Raw genomic sequence first — 23926 nt, 5'->3', positions numbered from 1 at the left:
GCGCTTGGCGTCACTAAACCCCTATGGTGGCATGGTGCAAGCGGACGCCGCCCTCTGTCATGAAAATTCTCCGGAGCGCAGAGGCACTGCGGCCCTTCATACTCCAACCGGACGATGTCGAAATATCGCTGGACTGCTTTAATTCCCGCAAACCGCCAACCAGGGGAATCCTTACTGGGATCCCCGCAAGGCCTTTCATCTTCAGCCGCTAAGAAGACAGAGCACGCCAGAAGCCTATTTCATCGATGGGCTGCGTGCTCCGACCGGAATGCGCAAGGGCGGTTTGGCCCGTGCCATGCTGCCGCCCTGGCCGAGGAATCACGAAATCACCGGAGACAAGTCGATGACCGACGATGCAGTGCAGCTTGCCAATCTCCTCTACGTTTATGCCGAGCGCATGGACGCCGGTGATCTGCCGGGGGTCGCTGCACTTTTCGAACACGCAGAGATCGAAACCGGAGATGCAGTGCAGCGAGGTTCCGAGGCCATGCTGAAGCTCTGGCGAGCCTATGTGAAATTGCATGCGGATGGAACGCCCAGAACCAAGCATGTCATCAGCAATCCGATCATTGAGATTGCTTCGGACGGCCTGACAGCGACCGTCAGATCGTACTATACGGTCCTTCAGGCATCCGACCGTATCGCACTACAGGTGATCGCGGCTGGTCGCTATCATGACGCCTTTGAAAAGGTCGAAGGACGCTGGCGCTTCAGTCGCCGAAATTATTCGATGCTCGATTTGAAGGGTGACCTGACCGATCATCTGCTCGTGCCGTCTGCCTGAGGGATGACACGGTGGCATTCCGAGCAGGGTAATTGCTCCCCAAACTGTCGAAATGCCAGCATATGCTAGGCAAGCAACCGCAAGGCATCAGCGAGTGAGAGCACCGTTGTGCGCGAATCGAACGCCGTTGAAAAAAGATGATCGTGCACGACCTGATCCGGGTCGTAGCAGCAATCCTTGACCGTGAATAAACGGAAGTCCGCATCGCTCGCGTACGCGACCGACGACAGCACCACACCGGTCGACGCAATGCCCACCATGAGCAGGGTATCGATACCCTGCGCGGAAAGCCGCACCTGCAGGTCGGCATTCAGCCTTGAAGCCCCATTTTTCCAGTGGCCATTGCTGCGAGGCGTACAACGAGCGTTCGCGGAAACAATCGCGACAACCAGGTGGCCGCTCGCACGCTTGTCCGCCCCGGGTAGGCGACGGCTTTCCTTCGATCGAAGGCCTTGAGTGTTTTATGAACAACCGATTCCGAGCTGTCCATCTCCTTGAGCGACACGTCGGTCGACAAGCCGTCAAAGAAGCTCGTTGCCGTTGGCCCCGGGCAAGCTGCCGTCACATGAACGCCCGTGCCAGCGAGCTCATACTGCAGCGCCTCGCTGAAGAAAAGGACAAACGCCTTGGTTGCAGCGTAGGTGGCCATATAGGGGAGTGGTTGAAAGCTTGCGTTGGACGCGAGGTTGATGATCCCGCCTCTGCCTCGCTTCGTCATTCCGCTGCCAAGCAGGTGGGTAAGCGCAACTAGCGCTTTAACGTTCACCTGGATCTCCGACTGCACCTTCGTGAAATCCTGCGAGAGGAAGCTGCCGGTCAGACCAAGCCCCGCATTGTTGACCAGCAGATCTACCTGGATGCCGCTGCGTTCGAGTTCCTCACCGATCCGGATGGCGGCGTCGGGATTGGCCAGGTCGGCGTTGAGCGGGAAGCACTGCACGCCGTATTTTTCGGTAAGCTCTTTCGCCAAAGCACGCAAAGCGTCACCAGACCGGGCCACCAGCACCAGGTTCATGCCTCGTGCCGCAAGTGTCTCAGCGAAGACCTTCCCTAGTCCTTTCGATGCTCCTGTAATCAGAGCGGTCGAGCCACGATAATCAAACATTTTCTCTTCCTTGTGTCGAGATGAACTTGCATTGGCGCGCGGATATATTGAACCCGCCCCGGATGACTGGTTACATTGCGGCCGGCGGCACTCACGCAAGGCTGACGGCGTCCACGGCCCGGCCGGAAATATCCGCTCCCGGCAAAGCGGGATGGTCGGTATAGCCTCGCTCGCCGCCGCCGAACAGAGTGCTGGCGTCGAAGGTAGCTAGCGGCAGGCCATCGGCAAGGCGGCGCGGTAAGTCCGGATTGGCCACAAACGGCCGGCCGAAGGCAACCAGGTCGGCGTAGCCTTTGGACAGAACCCAATCGGCACGCGCCTTGTCGTAGTTCCCCGCGACAATGATCGGCCGCTTGAACCGGGCGCGGATGGACCGGCGGAATGCCTCGGTGAATTGCGGAGCATCGTCCCAGTCCGCCTCGACCAGATGCAGATAGGCAATGCCGCGTGCCTGCAAAAATTCGGCCGCGTCGAGAATGGTCGGCAGGATGTCGGGACAGGCCATGCCACGCGCGGTCAGGAACGGGGCGAGGCGGATGGCGGTGCGATCGGCTCCGGCCTCGTCCGCCACGGCGTTGACGACTTCCTTGAGAAAGCGCAGGCGGTTCTCGCGCGTACCGCCATACTCGTCGGAGCGGACGTTCGAAGTCGTACGCAGGAACTGGTCGATGAGGTAGCCATTGGCGCCGTGGATCTCGACACCGTCGAAGCCCGCATCCATGGCATGGCGAGCAGCCTGGCGGAACTCCGCCACGACGCCGCTGATCTCGTCGCGCGTCAGCGCGCGCGGGGTCGGGCTGGCGACCATGGTGCCAACGCCCGTGGCCGGGTTGACCTTCCAGATCTGGCCTTCGAATGGGACTGCTGAGGGCGCCACCGGCAGTTCGCCGTTGTGAAAGTCCGGGTGGGACATGCGGCCAACGTGCCAGAGCTGCAAGAAGATTCGGCCGCCGGCGGCGTGGACCGCGTCTGTCACCAGTCGCCATCCGGCGACCTGCTCGGGGCTGTAGATCCCGGGAGTGAATGAATAGCCCTTGCCTTGGGGCGAGATCTGGGTGGCCTCAGTCACGATAAGCGCGGCGCCGGCACGCTGGGCGTAGTAGCGGGCGTTCATCGCGTTGGGTACGTCACCGGGCTGGGTGCTGCGCGCACGCGTCATGGGCGCCATGACGACGCGATGAGCAAGTGTTTGGCCGGCGAGAACGGTCGGCGTGAAAAGTGGCGAGACGCTTGTCGACATGATTGCGGATCTTCGGAATTAGTTGACGATGGTTGAAATGGAACTGCCTGACCGGGTTACGAATTCGACGACGACACCAGGAGCCAGCGAGATGAAGAGTTGGAGTTCGTTCGCAAGCGGTACCTCGGCGAGTTGGTAGGGAACGTTGTTTGATTCCATCCGATCAACGAGTGCCGTCCACTCCGCGTCGTCATCGACACGCAGTGCAATGTGGTCGATACGAGACGAGGTCTTGCCAGCAAGGGCTGGAAGAGTCGCTTCGACCAGATGGATGACCGGTTGCCCGTCCGTATACAGCCAGTGGCCCTCTATCCGGAAAGGAGGCCGCGGACCTTCGCTCAGGCCGATGACACGGCAAAGGAAGCGCCGCGCACCTTCGAGGTCACGGGTAACAATGGTTGCGTGATCGAGCTTCATGAGGGGTCGTTGGCCGATTGCTGATGTGGCACATTGTGCAAAGTCTGCCGGGCTTTGATAATTGGCCTACCATTTGAATCATCTTCAAAAAGAACGGAAATATCGTGGAGAACCTCGGCGACATCCGGCTTTTTGTTGAAGCGGCAAACCTGGGTGGGCTATCGGCCGCGGGACGGAAGCTGGGACTTTCTCCCGCAGCGGCGAGCGCACGTCTTGTCAAGCTGGAGGCGACCCTGAAGACGCGGCTATTTGAGCGCACGACGCGCCAGTTGCGGCTCACGGAGGAGGGGCGAATGTACCTGCTCCATTGCCAGCAGGCGCTTCAGGCCCTGGAAGATGCCCATGCCGCGCTACAGGCCGGCCGGAGTGTTGTTCGCGGGAAGGTGCGGATTTCGGCGACCTCCGATTTCGGCCGTCACGTCCTCAAGGGCTGGCTTGATGAATTCAACGTGCAATATCCGGAGGTGACTTTCGCCCTGGTGCTGTCCGATTCGTTGTCGAATCTGCTGCTCGACGACATTGACCTTGCCATCCGGTTTGGCGTGCCCCCCGATAGCTCCCTTGTCGCGCGGCGCCTCGCGTCTAATCGACGCGTGCTTTGTGCGTCGCCGGAGTATGTGGCGACGCACGGTGCGCCCGATCACCCGCGGGATCTGGCGCGCTTCGATTGCATCGTCCTGGGGACCGCAGTTGGGCTTACGAATGACTGGCGGTTTACGCGCGGCGGCGAGGTCGAGAGTTATACCTTGCCACTGGCAAGTTCCCGAGAGACGAATGACGGCGCGCTCGCACGTGAGTGGGCAGTAGCGGGTTACGGGATAGCAATGAAATCGGTATGGGACATAGGGGCGGATCTGCGCGCGGGAAAATTGAATATTCTGATGCCCGAGTGGCGGTCTCCGGATGTCCCGGTGCATGCCCTGTATCAACGTAGCCGGTACATGGCGCCGCGCGTCCGGGCGCTCCTCGACTTTCTGATAGAGCGCTGTTCTACGGCATCACGTGAACTGGAGGCCTATTTGAACCCGGGGACTGAGGTAGGCTGAAAGTATGGAGGTCCCTTCCGTGCGAAACGCCGCAGCCGCTTCCTGTCGTGCCTTTCTTGTCAGACACGCACCCCTGGGAGATTGGTCATGCCTGATTCCAACGATGTTCTGATCAGACACTCACCATGAGTGGCTGCTCTGATTCCGCAAACGCCCCCCCGATAACGAACTCCGGTAAGACCGCTCTGGGTCGGCAAGAGACAGTGAGCAACCGGTGAGGAGCAGTCCAACAAATTCGCCCTCCAAGTCAGGAATTCATCGCGCGCCTTGAGGATCGTGATTGACGCAATTCGGCATCACGGCACATCCGTGTCATCAGCGACTCGCGCTGGCCGACCCCGCTGCACGCAGATGCTCCAGCAGCGTCCTTGCCTCCGGCAGGAGACCAGCTTCGTCCCTCACGCCCAGCCAGAGAATGCGCGATGCCCAGGCGTCGGACAGGTACACGGCATGCAGCCCCGCCCCCAGCAATTCGGGCCGGACCGCGCCATCTGGCAGGACACCGATGCCCAACCCCGCCTCGATCATCCGGCAGATCGCATCGAAGCTGCTGACCTGGATCCTCAGCCGCACGACTTTGTCCAGTGCCGATGCAGCGTCGGTCAGACGCTGCAGCAGCGAGCTGCCCTGGTTGAGGCCGACAAAGTCGTACTCCAGGGTTTCGTCGAAACTCACTTCCGACCGCCCGGCCAGTGGATGTCCGGCAGGCACCAGGACGACCAGGCGGTCACGCCGATAGACAGACTTCCTGACGTCATAAGCCGGCACGTTGTCGGCGAACACGCCGATATCGGTTTCACCGGACAGCAGCGCCACCACCACGTCCTGGCTCAGGCGCTCCTCCAGGCTGATCCTGATCATCGGCTGCGAGGCCAAAAAGCTCGCCAGGTCGTGCGGAAGAAACTGGATCACGGCTGACGTATTGGCCCAGACCTTGACGTGTCCGCGCACGCCAACGGCGAAGTCGCTCATCTCCCCCGCCATCTGGTTGACCTTGTCGAGCACCATGCGCGCATGCTGGACAAGCTCATGGCCAGCGGGCGTCAGCTCAAGCCCGCGCCGAACGCGCAGGAACAGTGCGCATCCCACCGTGCGCTCAAGGTCCGCGATCCGTTTGCTCAGGGCCGAGAGCGTCATGTGTGACTTGTTCGCCGCCTGCGTCAACCCGCCGCATTGGGCCACCAGCTGGAAGACACGGAGGGACTGGAGATCGAAATGGGCAGGATTGATCATGGTATTGCCTTCGCTGCAAGACATGGCGACGCTGGCATCGCGCGCCGACAGGATTGAAAGTCAGGAAAGGCTAGTAAGCCGATCGCGCCTTGTCAAACGGCACGCCCGGCTCCCGGCATCTCAATGCAAGCCTTGATCCGCCTGGGATAGCTGACAAAGCGGCGGGTTGTACCGAGCGCGGGGCTCCCGTTAGGCGATATAGACCACCTTTTCCCGCAAGGAAAGGACGGTTGAGAATCCATCGATTACCAGGCAACGGCTTTTGACCCACTATCTCCAGCACACAGCAGGAGCCATGGAGATGGAAACAAGCAAGTCAAAGCCCCTTGCCGGCGTTCGCGTCCTGGAACTGGGACAACTGATCGCGGGGCCGTTTGCCGCGCGCATGCTGGCGGCATTCGGCGCGGAAGTCATCAAGGTCGAGCCGCCGGGCACAGGCGATCCGCTGCGCAAGTGGCGGCTGTTGCACGAAGGCACCTCGGTCTGGTGGGAGGCACAGTCTCGCGACAAGCAATCCGTCACGCTGGACCTGCGCACGCCGCAAGGCCAGGAAGTCGTGCGCAGGCTGGCCGCGCAAAGCGACGTGCTGATCGAGAACTTCCGCCCGGGCACGCTGGAAGGCTGGGGCCTGGGCTGGGACAGCCTGCGGGCGGCCAACCCGGGGCTGGTGATGCTGCGCGTGTCCGGCTATGGCCAGACCGGTCCCTATCGCGACCGGCCAGGCTTCGGCGTCATTGGCGAAGCGATGGGCGGCTTGCGCCACCTGAGCGGCGAGCCGGGCCGCACTCCGGTGCGTGTGGGGGTATCGATCGGGGATTCCCTGTCCGCCCTGCACGGTGTGATCGGCATCCTGCTGGCGTTGCGGCACCGGGAGCAGAACGGCGGCCAGGGCCAGGTCGTGGATGTGGCCCTGTACGAGTCGGTATTCAGCATGATGGAGAGCCTGCTGCCGGAATACTCGGTGTTCGGCACCGTGCGGCAAGCGGCCGGCAGCAGTCTTCCCGGCATCGCGCCGACCAATGCGTACCGCTGCGCCGACGGCAAGTACGTGCTGATCGCCGGCAATGGCGATGGCATCTTCAGGCGGCTGATGGACATGATCGAGCGCCCCGACCTGCGCGACGACCCTGCCCTGGCCCACAACGACGGGCGGGTCAGCCAGGTCGAGATGCTCGACGCCGCCATTGGCGAATGGGCGGCACAGCGCAGCCTCGAAGCCGCCCTCGACGCCCTCAATGGCGCCCGCATCCCCGCGGGCAAGATCTACGACATCGCCGATATCGCCAGCGATCCGCACTACCGCGCGCGCGACATGATCCTGGACGCGCAATTGCCGGACGGCACACCCGTCCAGTTGCCCGGCATCGTGCCGAAGCTGAGCGCCACCCCCGGCGAACTGCCCAACCCCGCCCCTGCGCTTGGCCAGCATACCGACGCGGTGCTGGAAGGCCTTGGCATCGGCGCGGCGCAGCGCGAGGCATGGCGCGCGGCAGGGATCATCTGACAAGGAGACCGGCATGACTGCCACGAAGGTGTACATAAATGAGGTCGCCACGCGAGATGGCTTCCAGAACGAGGCCCGCTTTGTCGAGACCGATGACAAGGTCGCCCTGATCGACGCCCTGAGCGCATGCGGCTACGCCAGGATTGAGGTGACTTCCTTCACCTCGCCCAAGGCGATTCCCGCGCTGCGCGACGCGGAAGCGGTGATGCATCGCATCGCGCGGCGCGAAGGTGTGGTCTACACGGTGCTGGTGCCGAACGTGCGCGGCGCGGAGCGCGCGCTTTCCTGCCAGGTGGACGAGGTCAACCTGGTGATGTCGGTCAGCGAAAGCCACAACCGCACCAACCTGCGCATGTCGCGCGAGCAATCGTTTGCCCAGCTTGCCGACGTCATCCGCGTGGTCAGGGAGACGCCGACCGCGATCAACGTCTCGCTGTCGACCGCGATGGGTTGCCCGATGGAGGGCGACGTGCCGCTGGAAAACGTGCTGGGCTGGATGCAGCGCTTCGCTGACCTGGGGGTTCACGGCGTGACGCTGTGCGACACCACTGGCATGGCGTTCCCGTCCCAGGTCGCCAGGCTGTGCGAAGCCGCGCGGCGGCAGTTCCCCAGCCTGGCGCTGACCCTGCATTTCCACAATACCCGGGGCCTGGCGCTGGCCAACACGCTCGCCGCGCTGGACCAGGGCATCGACCGCTTCGACGCTTCGCTGGGCGGCCTCGGTGGCTGCCCGTATGCCCCGGGCGCGACCGGCAATGTCTGCACCGAAGAACTCGTCCATATGCTTGAACTGGACGGCTATGACACCGGCGTCGACCTGGCAGCCATCCTGCACGCCGCCGCGCGCTTGCCGGGCCTGATCGGCCATGACGTCCCAAGCCAGCTGCTGAAGGCCGGCCGCCGCCTCGACCTGCATCCGATGCCTGCCGCCGACGCGATTCCCGAACAGCGGGCCTTCCAGCCCTGACATCTACCTGGAAACCATCATGTCCCTGATCGACCATCTTGACCACCTGGTGCTCACCTGTGTTGACCTCGAAGCCACGCGGCACTTCTATACCGAAGTCATGCAGATGCAGCCTGAAACCTTCGGCAACGGTCGCCTGGCTTTCCGCTTCGGCAACCAGAAGATCAATCTCCACCAGCGCGGCGCCGAGTTCGAGCCCAAGGCACACCTGCCCGTTCCCGGCGCACTCGATCTTTGCTTTATCGCTTCCGTCCTGCTCGACGACGTCATCGCCCATCTTCAGCGATGCCAGTGGCCCATTGTCGAAGGACCTGTGGCGCGCACCGGCGCCACGCAGAAGATCCGCTCGGTCTACGTGCGCGATCCGGACCTGAACCTGATCGAGATATCAGAACTGGTCGACTGAAGATCGGCCAACCCGACAAGACGACGGAGGAGACACCCATGAAACGCATGACGATCGCCGCGGCCGCCCTGGCAGCCCTGGCTGCGGCCGCCCCGGCCCACAGCGCCAACGCCTACCCCAGCAAGCCGGTCACCCTGGTGGTGCCCAGCGCACCGGCCGGATCCACCGATATCGTGGCCCGCCTGGTTGGCGAACAACTGCAGGCCGCGCTTGGCCAGCCCGTGGTCGTGGACAACAAGCCCGGTGCCAGCGGCAATATCGGCACCGAAGCCGTGGCGCGCGCCGCGCCGGACGGCTATACCCTGCTGCTCCAGTATTCCGGCTACCACGTCGGTAATCCGGCGCTGTTCCCGCAGATCCGCTGGAAGCCGTCCAGCTTCGTCCCGGTGGCGCTGGTCATGCGCGCGCCGCACGTCATCGCCGTCAGCGGCAAGCTGCCCGCGACATCGATAGCCGAACTGGTCGCCTACGGCAAGAGCAATGGCAAGGGCCTGTTCTATGCCTCGTCCGGCAATGGCTCGATCCAGCATATCGCCGGCGAGATGCTGGCGCGGCAGACCAAGGTGCCGATGACGCACGTACCGTACAAGGGCGCCGGGCCCGTGGTCACCGACCTGATCAGCGGGCAGGTCGACATGTTCATCACGACCCCGCCGAGCGTGATCGGGCATGTGCAGGCGGGCAAGATCAAGGCGCTTGCCTATGCCGGACCGAAGCGCCATCCCTCCATGCCCAATGTGCCGACCACCGCGGAGGCTGGCCTGCCGGGCTATGAGGTGGAATCCTGGTTTGCACTGTTTGCGCCGGCGAATACCCCGCCAGCCATCGTCGAGCGCTTGTCCCAGGAGGTGAAGAAGATCGTGGCCAGCGACACGTACAGGAAGAAGATCGAGGAACAAGGTGCCTTCGCTGCCTACATGGGGCCGCAGGAGCTGGGCAAGTTCGTCGATCAGGAACTGGCGTCCTGGTCGCGTGTGGTCAAGGCATCGAATATTCGCGCGGACTAAGCGTCTTCAATGCGTGGAGGGTCTCCCCCGACGGGGAGACTCTTTTGCTATACGCCCAGGCGATTCTCCTGGCGGCTGGCGGCGACATACAGGCGCGCAAGCTGGCACGCCGCATCCTCAAGCAATGCCGCCGCATGCTCCATCGCAAAGCGGATCGATACCGGTCCCTGCTGAATCGAGATGCACCCGTCGAAGGCTTCGGCCAGCCCGGCATCGGGCTCGACGGCCCCTGAGAGCAGCGTCACCGGTACACCCGCCTGGCGCGCCATGCGCGCGATCATGGCAGGACCTTTCCCCATCATGGTCTGCGCATCGGACCGTCCCTCGCCGGTAATGACCCAGTCGAAGGCGCCGAGCCCGGCATCGAGGCCGGCAGCACCCAGCACAAAGGCCGCGCCGGGCACGATCTCGGCACCGAGCAGGCGCAACGCAAAGCCGATGCCGCCGGCGGCGCCGCTGCCTTGCACATCGGCAACATCCAGCCCGACGACGGCCGCGCATCGCTTTGCAAACCGTTCCAGCCGGGCATCCGCAGCGGCCAGGTCTTGCACGCCCTTCTGCGGGCCGAAGACAAAGGTCGCGCCGTTTGGTCCGCAGAGCGGATTGTTGACGTCCGAGAGTCCCAGCAGCCGGACGCCGCCAAGCTGCGCAGGCCGCTGATACGTTGCGGCGCCGATCGCGTCCAGCGTATCCAGGCTTGGCCACAATGCGTTGCCCTGCGCATCGGTAAAGCAAAAACCGGTTTCCGCCAGCAGGCCGGCACCTGCGTCATTGGTGGAAGAACCACCCAGCCCGATCGCGATGGTATCGACACCCCGCTCAGCGATCGCCCGGATGACATGGCCGACTCCCCTGGTCGTGCGTTGCCCCGGCGACACCAGGGCGTGCGGAAGGCCGACAACTTCAGCCACCTCGACGATCGCGAGCTCGCCAAACTCCTGCGTGCGGCCGCGGAAGTACCGCACCGGCTTTGGCACGCCATTGGCATCGGTGGCAACCACCTCCTCCCACATGCCCGCAAGCGAGGCCGCCAGGACTTCGGCGGTCCCTTCGCCGCCATCGGCAATCGGTGCGACCGTGACATCCGCACCAGGCACCGCGCGCCGGATGCCGGCGCGGATACGATCCGCCACCTCCGTCGCGCAGAGGCTGCCTTTGAACGAGTCAGGTGCAACCAGCACCTTGAGTCCTGCTGCTTTCATTGTGGGCTCCATGGCGGGCACGTCATCCGGCCACAACGTTCCTGGGCGCTCCTTGCGCGAAGGCACAGATGTTGTCGACAAGCTGGTCGGCCAGGCCTTGCACGGCCTCGTCGCTGGCCCATGCAACGTGCGGGGTCAGGATGAAGTTCGGCGCATCCTTCAACTGATGGAACGGGTGCTCCGCGCCGGGCGGCTCCTGCGTCGCAACGTCAAAGCCGGCCCCGGCCACCTTTCCGGATTGCAGCGCTTCCACCAGCGCCGCTTCATTGACCAGCCCGCCTCGGGCGGTGTTGATCAGCAACGGACGCCGTTCCATCTTCGAGAACTCCGCGGTGTCGATCAGGTTGCGTGTCTGCGCCACCAGCGGGCAATGCAAGGTGATGATGTCGCTACGACGCAGCACCTCGTCGAAAGGCGTGTAGAGCGGTCCCATGCCCTCGCGTCCCTTGTAGGCGGCAAAGAGCGGTTGCATGCCCAGCGCACTCGCCATCCTGGCCACCGATTGACCGAGCACGCCATCGCCGACGATGCCAAGCACCGACCCGTGCAAGTCCTTGATCGGGTAGTCAAAGAAGCAGAAGGCCCCGGATTCCTGCCAGCGGCCGCGCCGGACCGCATCGTGGTAGGCGGCCAGGCTTCGCCGCAGCGCGAAGATCAGGGCAAAGGTATGTTCCGGCACCGTATGGACGGCATAGTTGCGGATGTTGGACACGACGATGCCGCGGGCGGAACAGGCTTGCAGGTCGACAACATCGGTGCCGGTCGCCGCAATGGCGATGAGCTTCAGGTTCGGTGCCTGCTCAAGCTGCCGGGCATCCAGCTTCACCTTGTTCGTGATGACCACGTCCGCGGCGGCGATGCGCGCGGCGACGTCCTCGTCAGCCGTTTCCCCGTAGAGTTCGAGCTCATGCGGGAACGGCAGCGCTCGCAGCGTGGTCTGCGGCGAGATGGTGGAACGGTCCAGGAATACGATCTTCATTGGCGTGACTTCGAGGTTTTCGGGTCGGCCGCAGCGTGCCGATGTGAGGCACGGCTCATCGCACTGGCGCGTAAGGACGAGCTGCGGTCGAAGGGCGGCAGGCATCTGCCGCGTTGCTGCGCCACAGACATGATGAGGGGAAGGCGGGCCGGGCTGGAATCGCGGCTTTCTCCACCTTCCTTTCTCAAATGGAAAGGGACAATGGCCACGCCACGGGCAGCATCGGCCCTGCTCGCGGAGGAGATCGAGCTGCGGCGCCACATTGGCTGGGATACCAGGGTGGGAGATAATATGGAGCCTCGCACGCGGGCTCGATCTGCCTTTGGAGAACAAGGTGGCTCGCTTCCCGGCATGACAAGGAGTCATGCTCCGTGCAACCTTGTTTCAGATGGGCCGGCCTGCAGTCCGGCGAATGCTCAGCTTTCAGGAGAACTCATGTTTGACCACGTCAAATTCGGAGTCAGCGACTATGCAGCGAGCAAAGCGTTCTTCCTCAAGGCACTCGAACCGCTCGGCGTAGCTGTTGCCTCGGAGGGGCCGCCGACGTACGGTGTCGAGCTTAGCCCAAAGGGTAAGGCTTCATTGTGCCTGTACCAAACCGAGGAGAATCCGGCGCATCTTCACCTGGCGTTCACCGCCGAGAATCGCCAGCAAGTCGAAGCTTTCTATCGCGCGGCTCTGGAGGCGGGTGGCAAAGACAATGGTGCGCCTGGTCTGCGCCCGCACTACCACGCGAACTACTATGCTGCTTTCGTCATTGGTCCGGACGGGCACAACATCGAAGTGGTTTGCCACGAACCCGAGGCCTGACCCTGCATTACCTCGACAACATCGCCTTCGTCCACCCGGACTCGTCCGTTCGGGGTATGCGAACCGCAGTCACACGGCTCTAGTGTGTCCCTTCCCAATGACTTTCATGAAGGAGGGGCCAATGGCCAAAGCGGAGAATCTCGTGACGTCGATCCAGGTGGAGATCGACGCGCCGGTAGCGCTGGTGTGGGAAGTGCTGACCGACTTTGCGCGCTACGCGGAATGGAATACGTTCTGCCCGGGGCTGGAGACCACCGGCCGGCTCGGCGACCTGGTGTACATGCAGGTGCGTATCCCGGGCACCGACCAGGTCATCCCGGTCAACGAGTACCTGGTGGCGTGGGAGCCGGAGCGCCTGCTCTCGTGGGAGCAGCGCCCCACCGACGAGAACAAGGACGCTGCCCGGCGCGACCAGTATCTGGAGGCCGTCGGGCCCGGGCGCACCCGCTACTTCACCACTGACCTGTTCCTGGGGCTGAATGCGGAGACCATCATGCGCGAGCACGGCGCCTGGGTGAAGCAGGGGTTCGACCAGGTGGCACGGGACGTCAAGGCGCGCGCGGAAGCGCTGAGTGCGCAACGGCAGGCTGGCCGATGCTGACAGGCAGGTATTAGTCGAACGGCCTGCAGATGCAGGCCGTTCGACAGGTCATTGCGGAGGTCTCTGGCTTAGCACCACCAACGCCGCGGTGCCGCGGCTGCGCACGCAGGCGTCGTCGCAGTGGTCCTGCGCCGCGTCGGCGGAGGCCATGCTGACAGGAGGCATCTCGTCCGGGCTGCCATGCGCGGTGGCAAGGTCACCGCCCACGGCAATCGCCCAGGCCGCGCCCATTGCGGCGCCGGCCCCGGCCAGGCCTGCCGCCCAACGAAATCCGAGCCGCTTCATTGCTGTCTCCTCCGCACCCTTGCTGGGTTTCCATGCCTTTGAAAGCATCGTAGTCAGCGCCGGCCCGAAACTCTTCGTCCGAGCAGACTAAGGGGTATCCCGCAGCAGCGCCGGAGCGAAAGTGACGTCGGGTCGACAGGAAGGGATGGTGGACAGGGCCGGATGCGGCGGCACATCAAGCCCTTGATACAGCCGGGCCAGCGCTGCGGCACAGCCGGACAGACCAGACGGAGCCAGGTGCATGGCGTGCGCGCTCAGCAGGCCCCACAGGTGCGCCACCAGCAGGCTGGCCAGGCCGGGGGCCGGCAGCAGGTCAGCGAAGGTTGCGCGCAGCGTCTCAACGCCCACCAGCACGCGGTCGCGCAGCGGGCAAAGCTCACAGTCGTCGCCGCACTTGTGCTGCAGCAGCGCCGCCAGCAGGCTGACGTGGCGCGCCAGGTCATCGCCATGGAGCAAGGCGGCCAGCGCCTGCTCCAGCGTGCCTGGCCCGCTGCCGGCGCGGCCCTGTGCCAGCGGCGCGAGGCGGGCGGTGAAGTCAGCCTCGGCGCACGACAGCAGCGCGCCCAGCAGCTCGGTGCGGGAATGGAAATGCCCATAAACGGCCCCGCGCGTCATGCCGATGGCGCGGGCCACGTCGTCCACGGTGACGCAATGCAGGCCGCGGTGCCGGATCAGTTGCAGTGCACTGGCCAGGATGCGCGCCCGCGTGACGGCGGCATCCTCGCGGGTGTGGCGGGCCATGGGCGCGGCCGGCCTACAGGAAATGCACGTCGTCCGGCCCCCAGTGGGCGCGCATGCTGCGGATGCGGCCATCTGCGCCGAACGTCATGATGTCGGTCACGTCGATGCGGGCCGGCCGCCCTTCCAGGCGGGCGTGCACGGCAAAGGTCAGCGCGGCGGCGTCGCCGTGCGAACCGCGCGGCGGCGCCACCACCTCCAGGCGCGCGCCCAGCGCGGTGGTGTGCTGGTAGAAGGTCAGGATGGCCGGCTTGCCGGCGATCGGCTGCGCGCCGACCGGGTCTTCCACCGTGGCATCGTCGGCGTAGAGCGCGGCAACGCCCTGCGCGTCACCGGCATTGAAGCGTTCGACATAGGCGAGCAGCGTGGCTTTCATCGCGGCGCTATCGGGCATGGGGTTCTCCTTGTGTGGTTGCTCTAGCGTGCGGTGTAGCCGCCGTCGATCACCAGTTCGGCGCCGGTGACGTAGCGCCCGGCGTCGGACACGAGGTACAGGATGCCCGCGGCGATGTCGCGCGGCTGGCCCACCTTGCCCGCGGGGGTCTGCCCGCCAAGATAGTCAAACAGCGCCTCGCCCTGCCCCGAGGCCTGGGCCACGTGTTCGAGCATCGGCGTGCGGATATAGCCGGGATGGATCGAGTTGGCGCGAATCCCCTTGCCGGCGTAGAGCATGGCATCGGTCTTGGCCATCATCCGCACCGCGGCCTTGGACGCGTGATAAGGCGGCACGTCCGGCCCGCCGGCGATGCCGTACATCGACGACACATTGACAATGGCACCGCCGCCGGCGCGCTCCATGTGCCCGATGGCGTGCTTGGTGCACAGGAAGGTGCCGGTCACGTTCACTGCCATGACCTGCTGCCATTGTTCCAGCGCCAGTTCATGGGTCGGCGCATTGGGCCCTTCGATGCCGGCGTTGTTCACCAGGATGCCAAGGCCGCCGAAGCGCGCCGCGATCTCCGCGAACACGCGTGCCACGTCGCTTTCGCTGGTGACGTCGAGCTTCCAGAACGCGGCCTCGCCGCCTTCGGCGCAGATGGCTTCGGCAGTGGCCTTGCCGTCGGCTTCCAGTACGTCAAGCACCGCGACCTTCGCGCCGGCCGCGGCCAGCACGCGGGCGGTTTCCGCGCCGATGCCGCGCGCGGCACCGGTGATGGCGGCAACCTTGCCGCGCAGGTCGAACAGGCTATACGGGTATTCCATGATGTCTCCTGGGTCTTGTTGTGTGGGCGTGCGAGCCAATTATGCCGCGCCGCCCTGGGCGGTATCCGCCAGGAAGCCGAGACATTCACGGTTGAAATAGGCCGCGTGCTCAACCATCACCCAGTGGCCGCAGCGGTTGATCATGACAAAGCGCGCGTCGGCACAGCCGGCCAGGAATTTGGTGGCGCCCGAGGCGGGATTGAACTGGTCTTCCGTGCCCCAGAAGCCCAGCACCGGGCACCGGATCTCGCCCAGCCGCGCGGTCAGGTTGGGCACATTCATGGTGGCCAGCACCTCGCGCGGCTGCTCGCGGCACACGGCCATGCGCTCGTCGACCAGCGCGTCGGTGACCAGGCTGGCGTCGTGCACCAGCAGTTGCAGCAGCTGCCGCATGGTGTCCGGGTTCATGTGGCCGCCGGTAAACAGCGACACCATGCGCTGGATGCCCTCCATCTGGAAATAGGTTTCCCGCTCTTCCACGCCGCCGGGCGCCATCATCACCAGGCGGCTGACATGCTCCGGGAAGTCCAGCGCGTACTGCAGCGCGATGGCGCCGCCAAGCGAATTGCCCACCAGCACGCAGCGCGGCAGCTCCAGTGCCAGCAACTGCTCACGCAGCGCGGCGACGAAGAAGTCCAGGGTGTACTCGACATCGTCCGGCTTGGACGACAGGCCATACCCGGGCAGGTCCACCACCACGGTGCGAAAACCCGCCTCGGCGAAGGCCGGCACGTTGTGGCGGAAGTTGCTGTGCCCGCTCGCACCCGGTCCGCTGCCGTGGATAAAGACCACCGGCTCGCCGCTGCCGGAGTCCAGGCAGTGCAGGCGCAGGCCCGTGGACGTGGTGATGAAGCGCCCGACCGGCAGCTTCGGGTGTGGGGACAAAGGCGTGTGCTGTGACGAAGCGGACATGAGGGCGTCTCCCGTGGTTTGCCCAGCATATTGCGCAGCGCCGCCAGCGCGGGCATCGTTCATTCGGACTACGAGCCGGACGGCCACTTCTCCTACGATGGGCGCTCCATGCATCAAGGGGGACCCATGACAGGATTCGATTACACCGGCCAGACCGTGCTGGTCACGGGCGGCATGCGCGGCATCGGCCGCGCCATCAGCGAGGCCTTCCTGCGCGCCGGCGCGCAGGTCTTCGTGTGCGGCCGCACGGCACCCGCTGACGACAGCGAACTGCCGGCCGCGGATGGCCGCAGCGCCCGCTTCATCCCGGCGGACATCCGCGACATCGAACAGGTCGATGCCATGCTGGCGCAGATCGCGCAGGCCAGCCCCACGCTCGACGTGGTCATCCACAACGCCGGCGGCTCGCCGTTCGCGCTGGTCGCGGAGGCCTCGCCACGGCTGCTGGAATCGGTGATCCGGCTCAACCTGGTGGCGCCGCTGCAGCTCGCGCAGCGCGCCAATGCACGCATGCAGCAACAGGCTGGCGGCGGCACGCAGCTGTTCGTGAGCAGCGTCAGCGCGCTGCGTCCCTCGCCCGGCACGGCGGCCTATGGTGCCGCCAAGGCCGGCATCCTCAATGCGGTGCGCACGCTCGCGGTGGAATGGGCGCCCAAGGTGCGCGTTGCCGCGGTCAGCCCGGGCATGGTGCTGACCGACACCTCGCAGCAGCAGCACTACGGCGACCCCGAGGCGTTGCGCACCATGGCCGCGACGGTGCCGCTGGGCCGGCTCGCGCACCCGGACGACATCGCCGGCGCGTGCCTGTTCCTGGCATCGCCGCAGGCGTCGTACGTGTCGGGCGCCAATCTCGTGATCGACGGTGGCGGCGAGCGCCCGGCCTTCCTCGACGCGGCTTCGCTCAATCGCGGCTGAGCGGCCGCCCGTAGGGAAAACGCTAGTCCACTGAATCATTGAAATGGGAGGTGAAGGACATGTCATGCGGGATGCAGCGCTAGGCGCAAAGCGCAGCCATAGCACGGCTATTGCGAGCATTTGCAACGACGCGATGCGCCCGCATGACATGGCAGGCACCGACCAATTTCAGTGATTCAGTGGACTAGTCCGTTCTGCCGATTTGTGCATGGCTGCCCCTCTCTACGCTTGCGGCCAGGCGAGCGCCATTCGAAGTGCCAGGCAATGAACCAACACCGACACCACGGGGAGACCACCATGCACCATTCACCATTCGGCCCACTGAAACGCCGCAACCGGCTGCGGCCAATCGCTGCCGCGGCGGCACTGGCCGCGCTGCTTGCAACGCCAGCCAGGGCGGGAGAAACCATCGACCTTGGCCACGACACCACGCTCGACTACAGCGTCACCGCCTCCTACGGGGCGGCAGTGCGCACCGGCCACCAGAGCAACACGCTGCTGAGCCCGGCCAATATCAACGGCGACGATGGCGACCGCAACTTCAAGCGCGGCGACATGATCGCCAACCGCGTCTCGCTGCTGGGCGAAGCGCATCTCAAGCACGATGCCTTCGGGGCACTGGTGCGCGGCAGCGTGTTCCAGGACTGGGCCTACAGCGGCACCAACTCGAACAATGCGCCGTTCACGGTCAACCACAGCGGCCCGTTCAACCAGTTCACCGACTCCGCGAAGGACTATCACGAGCACCGCGCACAACTGCTCGATGCCTATGTCTATGGCGCGACGCCGATCGGCAGCACGCAGCTGAGCTTCAAGCTGGGCAATCAGGTGGTCGCCTGGGGCGAGAGCCTGTTCTTCGCCAATATCGCCGGCGCGCAAGGGCCTGCCGATGCCACCAAGGCCTTCGTGCCGGGCGCCGAGGTCAAGGACATCCTGCTGCCGGTGCCACAGGCGTCGCTGCAGCTGCAGGTCACGCCGGCATTCAGCGTGATGGGCTATTACCAGTTCACCTACAAGCCGAACCAGATCTTCGCACCGGGCAGCTATTTCAGCACCTCCGACGTGGTCGGCCCGGGCGCGGAGTTCATCATCGGACCCGGCTTCAATATCCCGCGCGGCCCGGATATCCGCCCCTCGGACTGGGGGCAATGGGGCGTGGGCGCGCGCTTCCGCGTATTTGAAAGCACCGAGATCGGACTCTACCAGCTGCGCTATCACGACAAGAACCCGAGCGTGGTCACCTCGCTCTTCCCCACGCTGCAGTACCAGCAGAAGTTCTACGGCGGCATCAACCTGACCGGCGCCAGCTTCTCCACGCAGGTGCTGGGCGCCAACGTCGCCGGTGAAGTCAGCTACAAGGACGGCGTGCCGATGCTGGTGGACGTGGCCGGCTCGCCCACCGCGACGCGCGGCAAGGCGCTGCAGGGCCAGCTCTCTGCCATCTACTCGGTGGGCCCGACCTTCCTGGCCGACTCGCAGACGCTGCTGGGCGAAGTCGCCTACCTGCACGTGCTGGACGTGGACCCGGTGATGGGCTTCAGCAAGCTGTCGAACACCCGCAACTCGGCGGCGTTCCAGGTGGGCTGGTCGCTGAACTACAACAATGTGTTCGATGGCTGGGACATGTCAGTGCCGCTCACCTACGCTCAGCAGTTCAGCGGCCAGTCGGCGGTGGCCGGCGCCTTCGGCACGCTGATGGGCTATGGCGACAAGCGCGCCAGCGTTGGGCTGACCTTCAAGTACCTGAACAACCTGGAGCTCAACCTGACCTACGCCGCGTTCATCGGCGGGGCCAACATCGCCAACCGTCCGCTGGCTGACCGCGACTACGTGGCCTTCAACGCCAAGTATTCGTTCTGACTTTGTCCTGACCCGAACTGCCGCGGCGCGCTGCCGCCGCGGCAGTTCGGCCCGACCCTCCCCTGCCATGAACGCCGACCTGATCACCACGCTCAGCAATGAACTCCACCATGCGCTGGTCACGCGCTCGCCGGTGCCGCCGCTCAGCGGCCGCGGACTGGGGCTCGACGTCCACGCTGCCTATCGCATCCAGCAAGGCTTTATCGCCCACCGGCTGGCGGCCGGCGACCGCATCACCGGCAAGAAGATCGGCGTGACCAGCGAGGCTGTCCAGCAGATGCTGGACGTGCACCAGCCGGACTTCGGCATCCTGCTGCAGAGCATGCAGTACGCCGCCGGGCAGCCCATCCCCACCGATACCCTGATCCAGCCGCGCGCCGAGGGCGAGATTGCCTTCTTCCTGCGGTGCGACCTGCGCGGCCCGGGCGTGACGCGCGACGATGTGCTCGACGCCACCGAAGCGGTGGCGGCCTGCTTCGAGATCGTGGATTCGCGCATCCAGGATTGGCGCATCCGCATCGAGGACACCGTCGCCGACAACGCCTCTTGCGGCGTCTATGTGCTCGGCGAGGAACGCGTCAGCCCGCACGCGCTGGACCTGGGCGCATGCGCGATGACGCTTGAGAAGAACGGCGAGTGCGTGGCCACCGGGCTTGGCAGCGCCGCGCTGGGGCATCCCGCCGACGCGGTGGCATGGCTGGCCAACACCCTGGGCAGCTTCGGCATTCCCCTGCTGGCCGGCGAGACCATCCTGTCGGGTTCGCTGGCGGCGCTGATTCCGGTGCAGGCGGGCGACCGGCTGTCCATGCATATCACCGGCATCGGCGGCTGCAGCGCCGTGTTCTGCTGACTTCCAAGACTTTCCTGACTTCCTGACTTTGCCAAGCGAGACCTCATGAACAAGATCCGATGTGCCCTGATCGGGCCCGGCAATATCGGCACCGACCTGCTCTACAAGCTGCGCCGCAGCGACATCCTGGAACCGGTCTGGATGGTCGGCGTGGAGCCGTCCTCCGAAGGCCTGGCGCGTGCGCGCGAGCTCGGGCTGAAGACCACCAGCGACGGCATCGACGGCCTGCTGCCGCACCTGGAGGCCGACGATATCCGCATCGCCTTCGATGCCACCTCCGCCTACGTCCACGCTGAGCACTCGGCCAGGCTGACCGCGCGCGGCGTGCGCGTGATCGACCTGACGCCGGCGGCGATCGGGCCGTTCTGCGTGCCGCCGGTCAACCTGGACGCCCATATCGGCAGCAACGAGATGAACGTCAATATGGTCACGTGCGGCGGGCAGGCCACCATCCCCATGGTGTATGCGGTATCGCGCGTGCAGCCGGTGGCCTATGGCGAGATCGTGGCAACGGTGTCGTCGCGCTCGGTCGGGCCCGGCACGCGCCGCAATATCGACGAGTTCACGCGCACCACGGCGGGCGCGATCGAAGCCGTGGGCGGCGCGCGCCAGGGCAAGGCCATCATCGTGATCAACCCGGCCGAGCCGCCGCTGATCATGCGCGACACCATCCACTGCCTGACCGACGATGCGCCCGACGTTGCCGCGATTACCGCCTCGGTCCACGACATGATTGCCGAAGTGCGCAAGTACGTGCCCGGCTACACGCTGAAGAACGGCCCGGTGTTCGACGGCAAGCGCGTGTCGATCTTCCTGGAGGTTGAGGGCCTGGGCGACTACCTGCCGAAGTATGCCGGCAACCTGGACATCATGACCGCCTCGGCAGCCCGCACCGCCGAGTGCATCGCCGCCGCCATGCGCGCCGGCAGCGCGCAAGAAACTGCCAACGCCTGAGGAGCCAGCCATGGTCCAACGCATCACCCTGCACGACATGACCCTGCGCGACGGCATGCACCCGAAGCGCCACCAGATCTCGCTGGAACAGATGAAAGGCATTGCCCGCGGGCTGGACGCCGCCGGCGTGCCGCTGATCGAGGTCACCCACGGCGATGGCCTGGGCGGCGCCTCGGTCAACTACGGCTTCCCCGCGCACAGCGATGAGGAATACCTGCGCGCGGTGCTGGGCGAACTGAAGCAGGCGCGCGTTTCCGCGCTGCTGCTGCCCGGCATCGGCACCGTCGACCACCTGCGCATGGCGCATGAGATCGGCGTGCATACCATCCGCGTCGCCACCCACTGCACCGAGGCCGATGTCTCGGAGCAGCATATCGGCATGGCGCGCAAGCTGGGCATGGATACCGTGGGCTTTCTGATGATGGCGCACATGGCACCGGTGCAGACGCTGGTGCAGCAGGCGCTGCTGATGGAGAGCTATGGTGCCAACTGCCTGTATATCACCGACTCGGCCGGGCACATGCTGCCGCACGATGTCACCGAGAAGCTGGGCGCCGTGCGGCAGGCGCTGCGCCCCGAGACCGAGCTGGGCTTCCACGGTCACCACAACCTTGCCATGGGCGTGGCCAATTCGCTCGCCGCGATTGCCTGCGGCGCGAGCCGCATCGACGCCGCCGCGGCGGGACTGGGCGCCGGTGCCGGCAATACGCCGATGGAAGTGCTGGTGGCCGTGTGCGAGCGCATGGGCATCGAGACCGGCGTCGACGTATACGGCATTGCCGACGTGGCCGAGGACCTGGTGGTGCCGATCATGGACCACCCCATCCGCATCGACCGCGACGCGCTCACGCTGGGCTATGCCGGCGTGTATTCGTCCTTCCTGCTGTTCGCCAAGCGCGCCGAGGCCAAATACCGCATCCCCGCGCGCGAGATCCTGGTGGAACTCGGCCGGCAGCGGCTGGTGGGCGGGCAGGAGGACATGATCGAGGATACGGCGATCACGCTGGCGCGCGAACGGGGCCTGCTGGTGCCGTGACGGTGCCGCCCCGGCATCTATCAAACCTGGCGGCGTCGCTGCGCGGCCGGGCACTGCTTTCACCACGCATAAGAGTAAGGAGACAGGTTCCCATGCTTCGACTTCGCGCCCGCCTGCGGCTCGCTTCCCTCGGTATCGCGGCCACGGCACTGGCTGCCGCGGCCAGCCCCGCCCAGGCACTCAATGTGCTGCTGACCAATGACGACGGCTGCGCCGCACCTGGCATCAGCGCGGTCCGCAAGGCCCTGCAGGACGCCGGCCACCGCGTCATCACGGTAGGGCCGGCCAGCAACCAGAGCGGCTCGGGCGCTGCCTATGCCGTGCCCGACGGGCGCACCCGGCTGGTGGTCGATCCGCTCGCCGGCAGCGCCGACACGTTCTGCGTGCACCGGGTCAAGACCACCTTTGTCGCAGGCGGCGCGCTCAATGCCACCAACCCGGACTACCTGGGCAGCGGCTCGCCGGTGGACGCCACCGCCATGGGCCTGAAGATCGTCGGGCCGGAAAGCAGCTTCACGCCGGACCTGGTCGTCTCCGGGGCCAATTTCGGCGAGAACCTGTCGGACTCCATCCCGCACTCGGGCACGGTGATGAACGTGCTGTTCGCCGCGCGCCGCGGTGTGCCCGGCATTGCGCTGAGCGTCGGCGTGGACTTTGCCGAAGCACGCACCGGCTTCGGCAGCACCGTGGCCGCGTTCCCCAAGGCCGGGGCCTTCCTGGCCCGCGTGATTGCCAGCCTGGAAGCCACGCGCACTGCCGGCCAGCCATTGCTGCCGGTGGCCCACCCGCTGAGCATCAACTACCCGATCGTTGCCGGCGGGACCCCTGCCGGCGTGCGCCTGACCACGCCTGGCACGGTGGATTCCTTTACCACCGCCTACAAGCGCAATGCCGACAACACGGTATCGATCGACGTGGGCGCGCCGGAGACCGAACCGGCAGCGCTGGCGCGGATTGCAGAGACGCCGGCCTTCCTGGCCAAGTTCATCACGATCTCGCCGCTTGACGTTGATTTCCGCCCGACGCCGCTGGCGCGCGGCCTGTTCAACCGCTCGCGCCGCGAGCTGGCCACCCTGGCACCTTAGGCGGAGCAACCATGGGCAAGGACCTTCGATCCTGGCGCCACCTCGTGCTCGCATGCGGGGTCGCGGCTGTCGCAGCATGCGGGGATGACCATGCGCCGGAAGTGAGCGGCACGGCTGCCGTCGGCGCCGCGCTGGCAGGCGCCACCGTGCAGTTGCGCGATGCAAAAGGACAAGTGCGCAACGCAACCACCGATGCAAAGGGCGCATTCCGCCTGGCCGAGGTTTCGGGCGGGGCGCTGATGGTGCGCTGCGAGGGCGGGCTCGCGCAGGGCGAGCCGAACCGCCTGCGGCTGCATGGCCTGGTGCTGGGCGGGCGCACCGTGAACTGCTCGCCGCTGACCGAACTGGCGTTGTGGAAGCTGCTGGGCGGGCCGCCGGGCCAGGCGTTCGACAGTTTCGGACAGGGGCGCGCCAGGGACCTGTCTGCCGACGCCATGGCCGCAGCGGAGTCCTCCGTGCTGGCGGCGCTGGCAACAGGAGCCGGGGTCGATATCGACCCCGCTGCCGTACCCCGGCGCTGGCATGACACACCGCTCGAGGCCGGCAATGCCAGTGATCCCCATGATGCCGCGCTGGATGCGCTGCGCGACGCGATTGCCGACCAGGCTTCCATGGACTTCATGGGCGAGATGGTGGCGCGCGGCGTGTGCGTGGCCGACGGAACCTGCGGGTGAGGCGGTTGCCGCTGCGCCGCCAACAGGTAGCCTGAAGCGGCCGGTTTGCCAACCGCAAACGCCGCCCCCTTGCCAGGGGCGGCGTTTCTGCTTTTTTATATCACCCCTGAATC

The 23926-nt window shown here is 65.5% G+C and carries 26 protein-coding genes and 1 pseudogene; 15 read left to right on the top strand and 12 right to left on the bottom strand.

The annotated features are described in order from the left end of the window. Positions 1 to 343 precede the first annotated feature (343 nt). Complete coding sequence (locus ACW4E8_RS11380) at positions 344 to 784, top strand: nuclear transport factor 2 family protein (RefSeq protein WP_456804601.1); 441 nt, start codon at positions 344 to 346, stop codon at positions 782 to 784. 65 nt (positions 785 to 849) lie between these two features. Here ACW4E8_RS11380 and ACW4E8_RS11375 read toward each other — a convergent pair. The 4 genes and pseudogenes from ACW4E8_RS11375 to ACW4E8_RS11360 all read right to left on the bottom strand — a co-directional run. Further along, positions 850 to 1089: pseudogene (locus ACW4E8_RS11375) on the bottom strand (isochorismatase family protein); the annotation flags it as partial. Between the two features lie 5 nt (positions 1090 to 1094). Further along, entirely contained in the window at positions 1095 to 1889 is a 795-nt protein-coding gene (locus ACW4E8_RS11370) for an SDR family NAD(P)-dependent oxidoreductase (RefSeq protein ID WP_456804600.1), read from the bottom strand. A 91-nt stretch (positions 1890 to 1980) separates the two neighbouring features. Next, entirely contained in the window at positions 1981 to 3129 is a 1149-nt protein-coding gene (locus ACW4E8_RS11365) for an alkene reductase (protein ID WP_456804599.1), read from the bottom strand. 18 nt (positions 3130 to 3147) lie between these two features. Continuing rightward, a complete protein-coding gene (locus ACW4E8_RS11360; RefSeq protein WP_456804598.1) occupies positions 3148 to 3546 on the bottom strand; it encodes a VOC family protein in 399 nt (132 codons plus the stop codon). 104 nt (positions 3547 to 3650) lie between these two features. On the opposite strand from ACW4E8_RS11360, the gene ACW4E8_RS11355 reads away from it, so the two are divergent. After that, positions 3651 to 4592: a LysR family transcriptional regulator gene (locus ACW4E8_RS11355; protein ID WP_456804597.1), complete on the top strand. Its 942-nt coding sequence runs from the start codon at positions 3651 to 3653 to the stop codon at positions 4590 to 4592. A 315-nt stretch (positions 4593 to 4907) separates the two neighbouring features. Here the strand turns inward: ACW4E8_RS11355 and ACW4E8_RS11350 are convergent, their stop codons facing one another. Continuing rightward, positions 4908 to 5825, bottom strand: coding sequence for a LysR family transcriptional regulator (locus tag ACW4E8_RS11350; protein ID WP_456804596.1), 918 nt, complete (start codon positions 5823 to 5825; stop codon positions 4908 to 4910). A gap of 301 nt (positions 5826 to 6126) precedes the next feature. On the opposite strand from ACW4E8_RS11350, the gene ACW4E8_RS11345 reads away from it, so the two are divergent. The 4 genes from ACW4E8_RS11345 to ACW4E8_RS11330 are packed head-to-tail and all read left to right on the top strand — an operon-like array spanning position 6127 to position 9709. Further along, the gene (locus ACW4E8_RS11345) at positions 6127 to 7329 is read left to right on the top strand and encodes a CaiB/BaiF CoA transferase family protein (RefSeq protein ID WP_456804595.1); all 1203 of its coding nucleotides are present in this window, start codon (positions 6127 to 6129) and stop codon (positions 7327 to 7329) included. A 13-nt stretch (positions 7330 to 7342) separates the two neighbouring features. After that, the gene (locus tag ACW4E8_RS11340; RefSeq protein WP_456804594.1) at positions 7343 to 8296 is read left to right on the top strand and encodes a hydroxymethylglutaryl-CoA lyase; all 954 of its coding nucleotides are present in this window, start codon (positions 7343 to 7345) and stop codon (positions 8294 to 8296) included. A gap of 19 nt (positions 8297 to 8315) precedes the next feature. After that, entirely contained in the window at positions 8316 to 8702 is a 387-nt protein-coding gene (locus ACW4E8_RS11335; RefSeq protein WP_456804593.1) for a VOC family protein, read from the top strand. A gap of 38 nt (positions 8703 to 8740) precedes the next feature. Next, complete coding sequence (locus tag ACW4E8_RS11330; RefSeq protein ID WP_456804592.1) at positions 8741 to 9709, top strand: Bug family tripartite tricarboxylate transporter substrate binding protein; 969 nt, start codon at positions 8741 to 8743, stop codon at positions 9707 to 9709. A 47-nt stretch (positions 9710 to 9756) separates the two neighbouring features. Here the strand turns inward: ACW4E8_RS11330 and ACW4E8_RS11325 are convergent, their stop codons facing one another. Together ACW4E8_RS11325 and ACW4E8_RS11320 are read right to left on the bottom strand one after the other, a co-directional pair. Beyond that, a complete protein-coding gene (locus ACW4E8_RS11325) occupies positions 9757 to 10911 on the bottom strand; it encodes a glycerate kinase (RefSeq protein WP_456804591.1) in 1155 nt (384 codons plus the stop codon). Between the two features lie 22 nt (positions 10912 to 10933). Continuing rightward, positions 10934 to 11890 (bottom strand): D-2-hydroxyacid dehydrogenase, encoded by a 957-nt coding sequence (locus ACW4E8_RS11320; protein WP_456804590.1) that lies wholly within the window; start codon positions 11888 to 11890, stop codon positions 10934 to 10936. A gap of 435 nt (positions 11891 to 12325) precedes the next feature. On the opposite strand from ACW4E8_RS11320, the gene ACW4E8_RS11315 reads away from it, so the two are divergent. Together ACW4E8_RS11315 and ACW4E8_RS11310 are read left to right on the top strand one after the other, a co-directional pair. Then, the gene (locus tag ACW4E8_RS11315) at positions 12326 to 12700 is read left to right on the top strand and encodes a VOC family protein (RefSeq protein WP_456804589.1); all 375 of its coding nucleotides are present in this window, start codon (positions 12326 to 12328) and stop codon (positions 12698 to 12700) included. Between the two features lie 121 nt (positions 12701 to 12821). After that, positions 12822 to 13301 (top strand): SRPBCC domain-containing protein, encoded by a 480-nt coding sequence (locus ACW4E8_RS11310; protein ID WP_456804588.1) that lies wholly within the window; start codon positions 12822 to 12824, stop codon positions 13299 to 13301. Between the two features lie 48 nt (positions 13302 to 13349). Here the strand turns inward: ACW4E8_RS11310 and ACW4E8_RS11305 are convergent, their stop codons facing one another. The 5 genes from ACW4E8_RS11305 to ACW4E8_RS11285 all read right to left on the bottom strand — a co-directional run bounded on the left by ACW4E8_RS11305 (position 13350) and on the right by ACW4E8_RS11285 (position 16439). After that, complete coding sequence (locus tag ACW4E8_RS11305) at positions 13350 to 13586, bottom strand: hypothetical protein (RefSeq protein WP_456804587.1); 237 nt, start codon at positions 13584 to 13586, stop codon at positions 13350 to 13352. 87 nt (positions 13587 to 13673) lie between these two features. Further along, on the bottom strand, positions 13674 to 14327 hold the full coding sequence (locus ACW4E8_RS11300; protein WP_456804586.1) for a TetR family transcriptional regulator: 654 nt from the start codon (positions 14325 to 14327) through the stop codon (positions 13674 to 13676). Between the two features lie 13 nt (positions 14328 to 14340). Continuing rightward, positions 14341 to 14718, bottom strand: a complete 378-nt coding sequence (locus ACW4E8_RS11295; RefSeq protein ID WP_456804585.1) for a nuclear transport factor 2 family protein — start codon at positions 14716 to 14718, stop codon at positions 14341 to 14343. Between the two features lie 23 nt (positions 14719 to 14741). Continuing rightward, positions 14742 to 15527 (bottom strand): SDR family NAD(P)-dependent oxidoreductase, encoded by a 786-nt coding sequence (locus tag ACW4E8_RS11290; protein ID WP_114133871.1) that lies wholly within the window; start codon positions 15525 to 15527, stop codon positions 14742 to 14744. A 39-nt stretch (positions 15528 to 15566) separates the two neighbouring features. Beyond that, positions 15567 to 16439: an alpha/beta fold hydrolase gene (locus ACW4E8_RS11285; RefSeq protein ID WP_456804584.1), complete on the bottom strand. Its 873-nt coding sequence runs from the start codon at positions 16437 to 16439 to the stop codon at positions 15567 to 15569. Between the two features lie 126 nt (positions 16440 to 16565). Between ACW4E8_RS11285 and ACW4E8_RS11280 the strand changes: the two genes are divergently transcribed. The 7 genes from ACW4E8_RS11280 (at position 16566) to ACW4E8_RS11250 (ending at position 23813) form a co-directional block, all read left to right on the top strand. Further along, positions 16566 to 17354, top strand: coding sequence for an SDR family oxidoreductase (locus ACW4E8_RS11280; RefSeq protein WP_456804583.1), 789 nt, complete (start codon positions 16566 to 16568; stop codon positions 17352 to 17354). A 297-nt stretch (positions 17355 to 17651) separates the two neighbouring features. Then, positions 17652 to 19214 carry a DUF1302 domain-containing protein gene (locus ACW4E8_RS11275; RefSeq protein ID WP_456804582.1) on the top strand — a complete coding sequence of 521 codons (1563 nt, stop codon included), beginning with the start codon at positions 17652 to 17654 and terminating at the stop codon, positions 19212 to 19214. 67 nt (positions 19215 to 19281) lie between these two features. Continuing rightward, positions 19282 to 20064: a 2-oxopent-4-enoate hydratase gene (gene dmpE, locus ACW4E8_RS11270; protein WP_456804581.1), complete on the top strand. Its 783-nt coding sequence runs from the start codon at positions 19282 to 19284 to the stop codon at positions 20062 to 20064. A 45-nt stretch (positions 20065 to 20109) separates the two neighbouring features. Next, positions 20110 to 21018, top strand: a complete 909-nt coding sequence (locus ACW4E8_RS11265) for an acetylating acetaldehyde dehydrogenase (RefSeq protein WP_456804580.1) — start codon at positions 20110 to 20112, stop codon at positions 21016 to 21018. 10 nt (positions 21019 to 21028) lie between these two features. Then, entirely contained in the window at positions 21029 to 22054 is a 1026-nt protein-coding gene (gene dmpG / locus ACW4E8_RS11260; protein ID WP_340521575.1) for a 4-hydroxy-2-oxovalerate aldolase, read from the top strand. A gap of 92 nt (positions 22055 to 22146) precedes the next feature. Further along, positions 22147 to 23139 carry a 5'/3'-nucleotidase SurE gene (gene surE / locus ACW4E8_RS11255; protein WP_456804579.1) on the top strand — a complete coding sequence of 331 codons (993 nt, stop codon included), beginning with the start codon at positions 22147 to 22149 and terminating at the stop codon, positions 23137 to 23139. Between the two features lie 11 nt (positions 23140 to 23150). Beyond that, on the top strand, positions 23151 to 23813 hold the full coding sequence (locus ACW4E8_RS11250) for a hypothetical protein (protein ID WP_456804578.1): 663 nt from the start codon (positions 23151 to 23153) through the stop codon (positions 23811 to 23813). Positions 23814 to 23926: the final 113 nt, after the last annotated feature.

It is taken from the genome of Cupriavidus sp. CP313, assembly GCF_054072015.1.
This window is presented reverse-complemented; position numbering and strand designations above follow the sequence as displayed.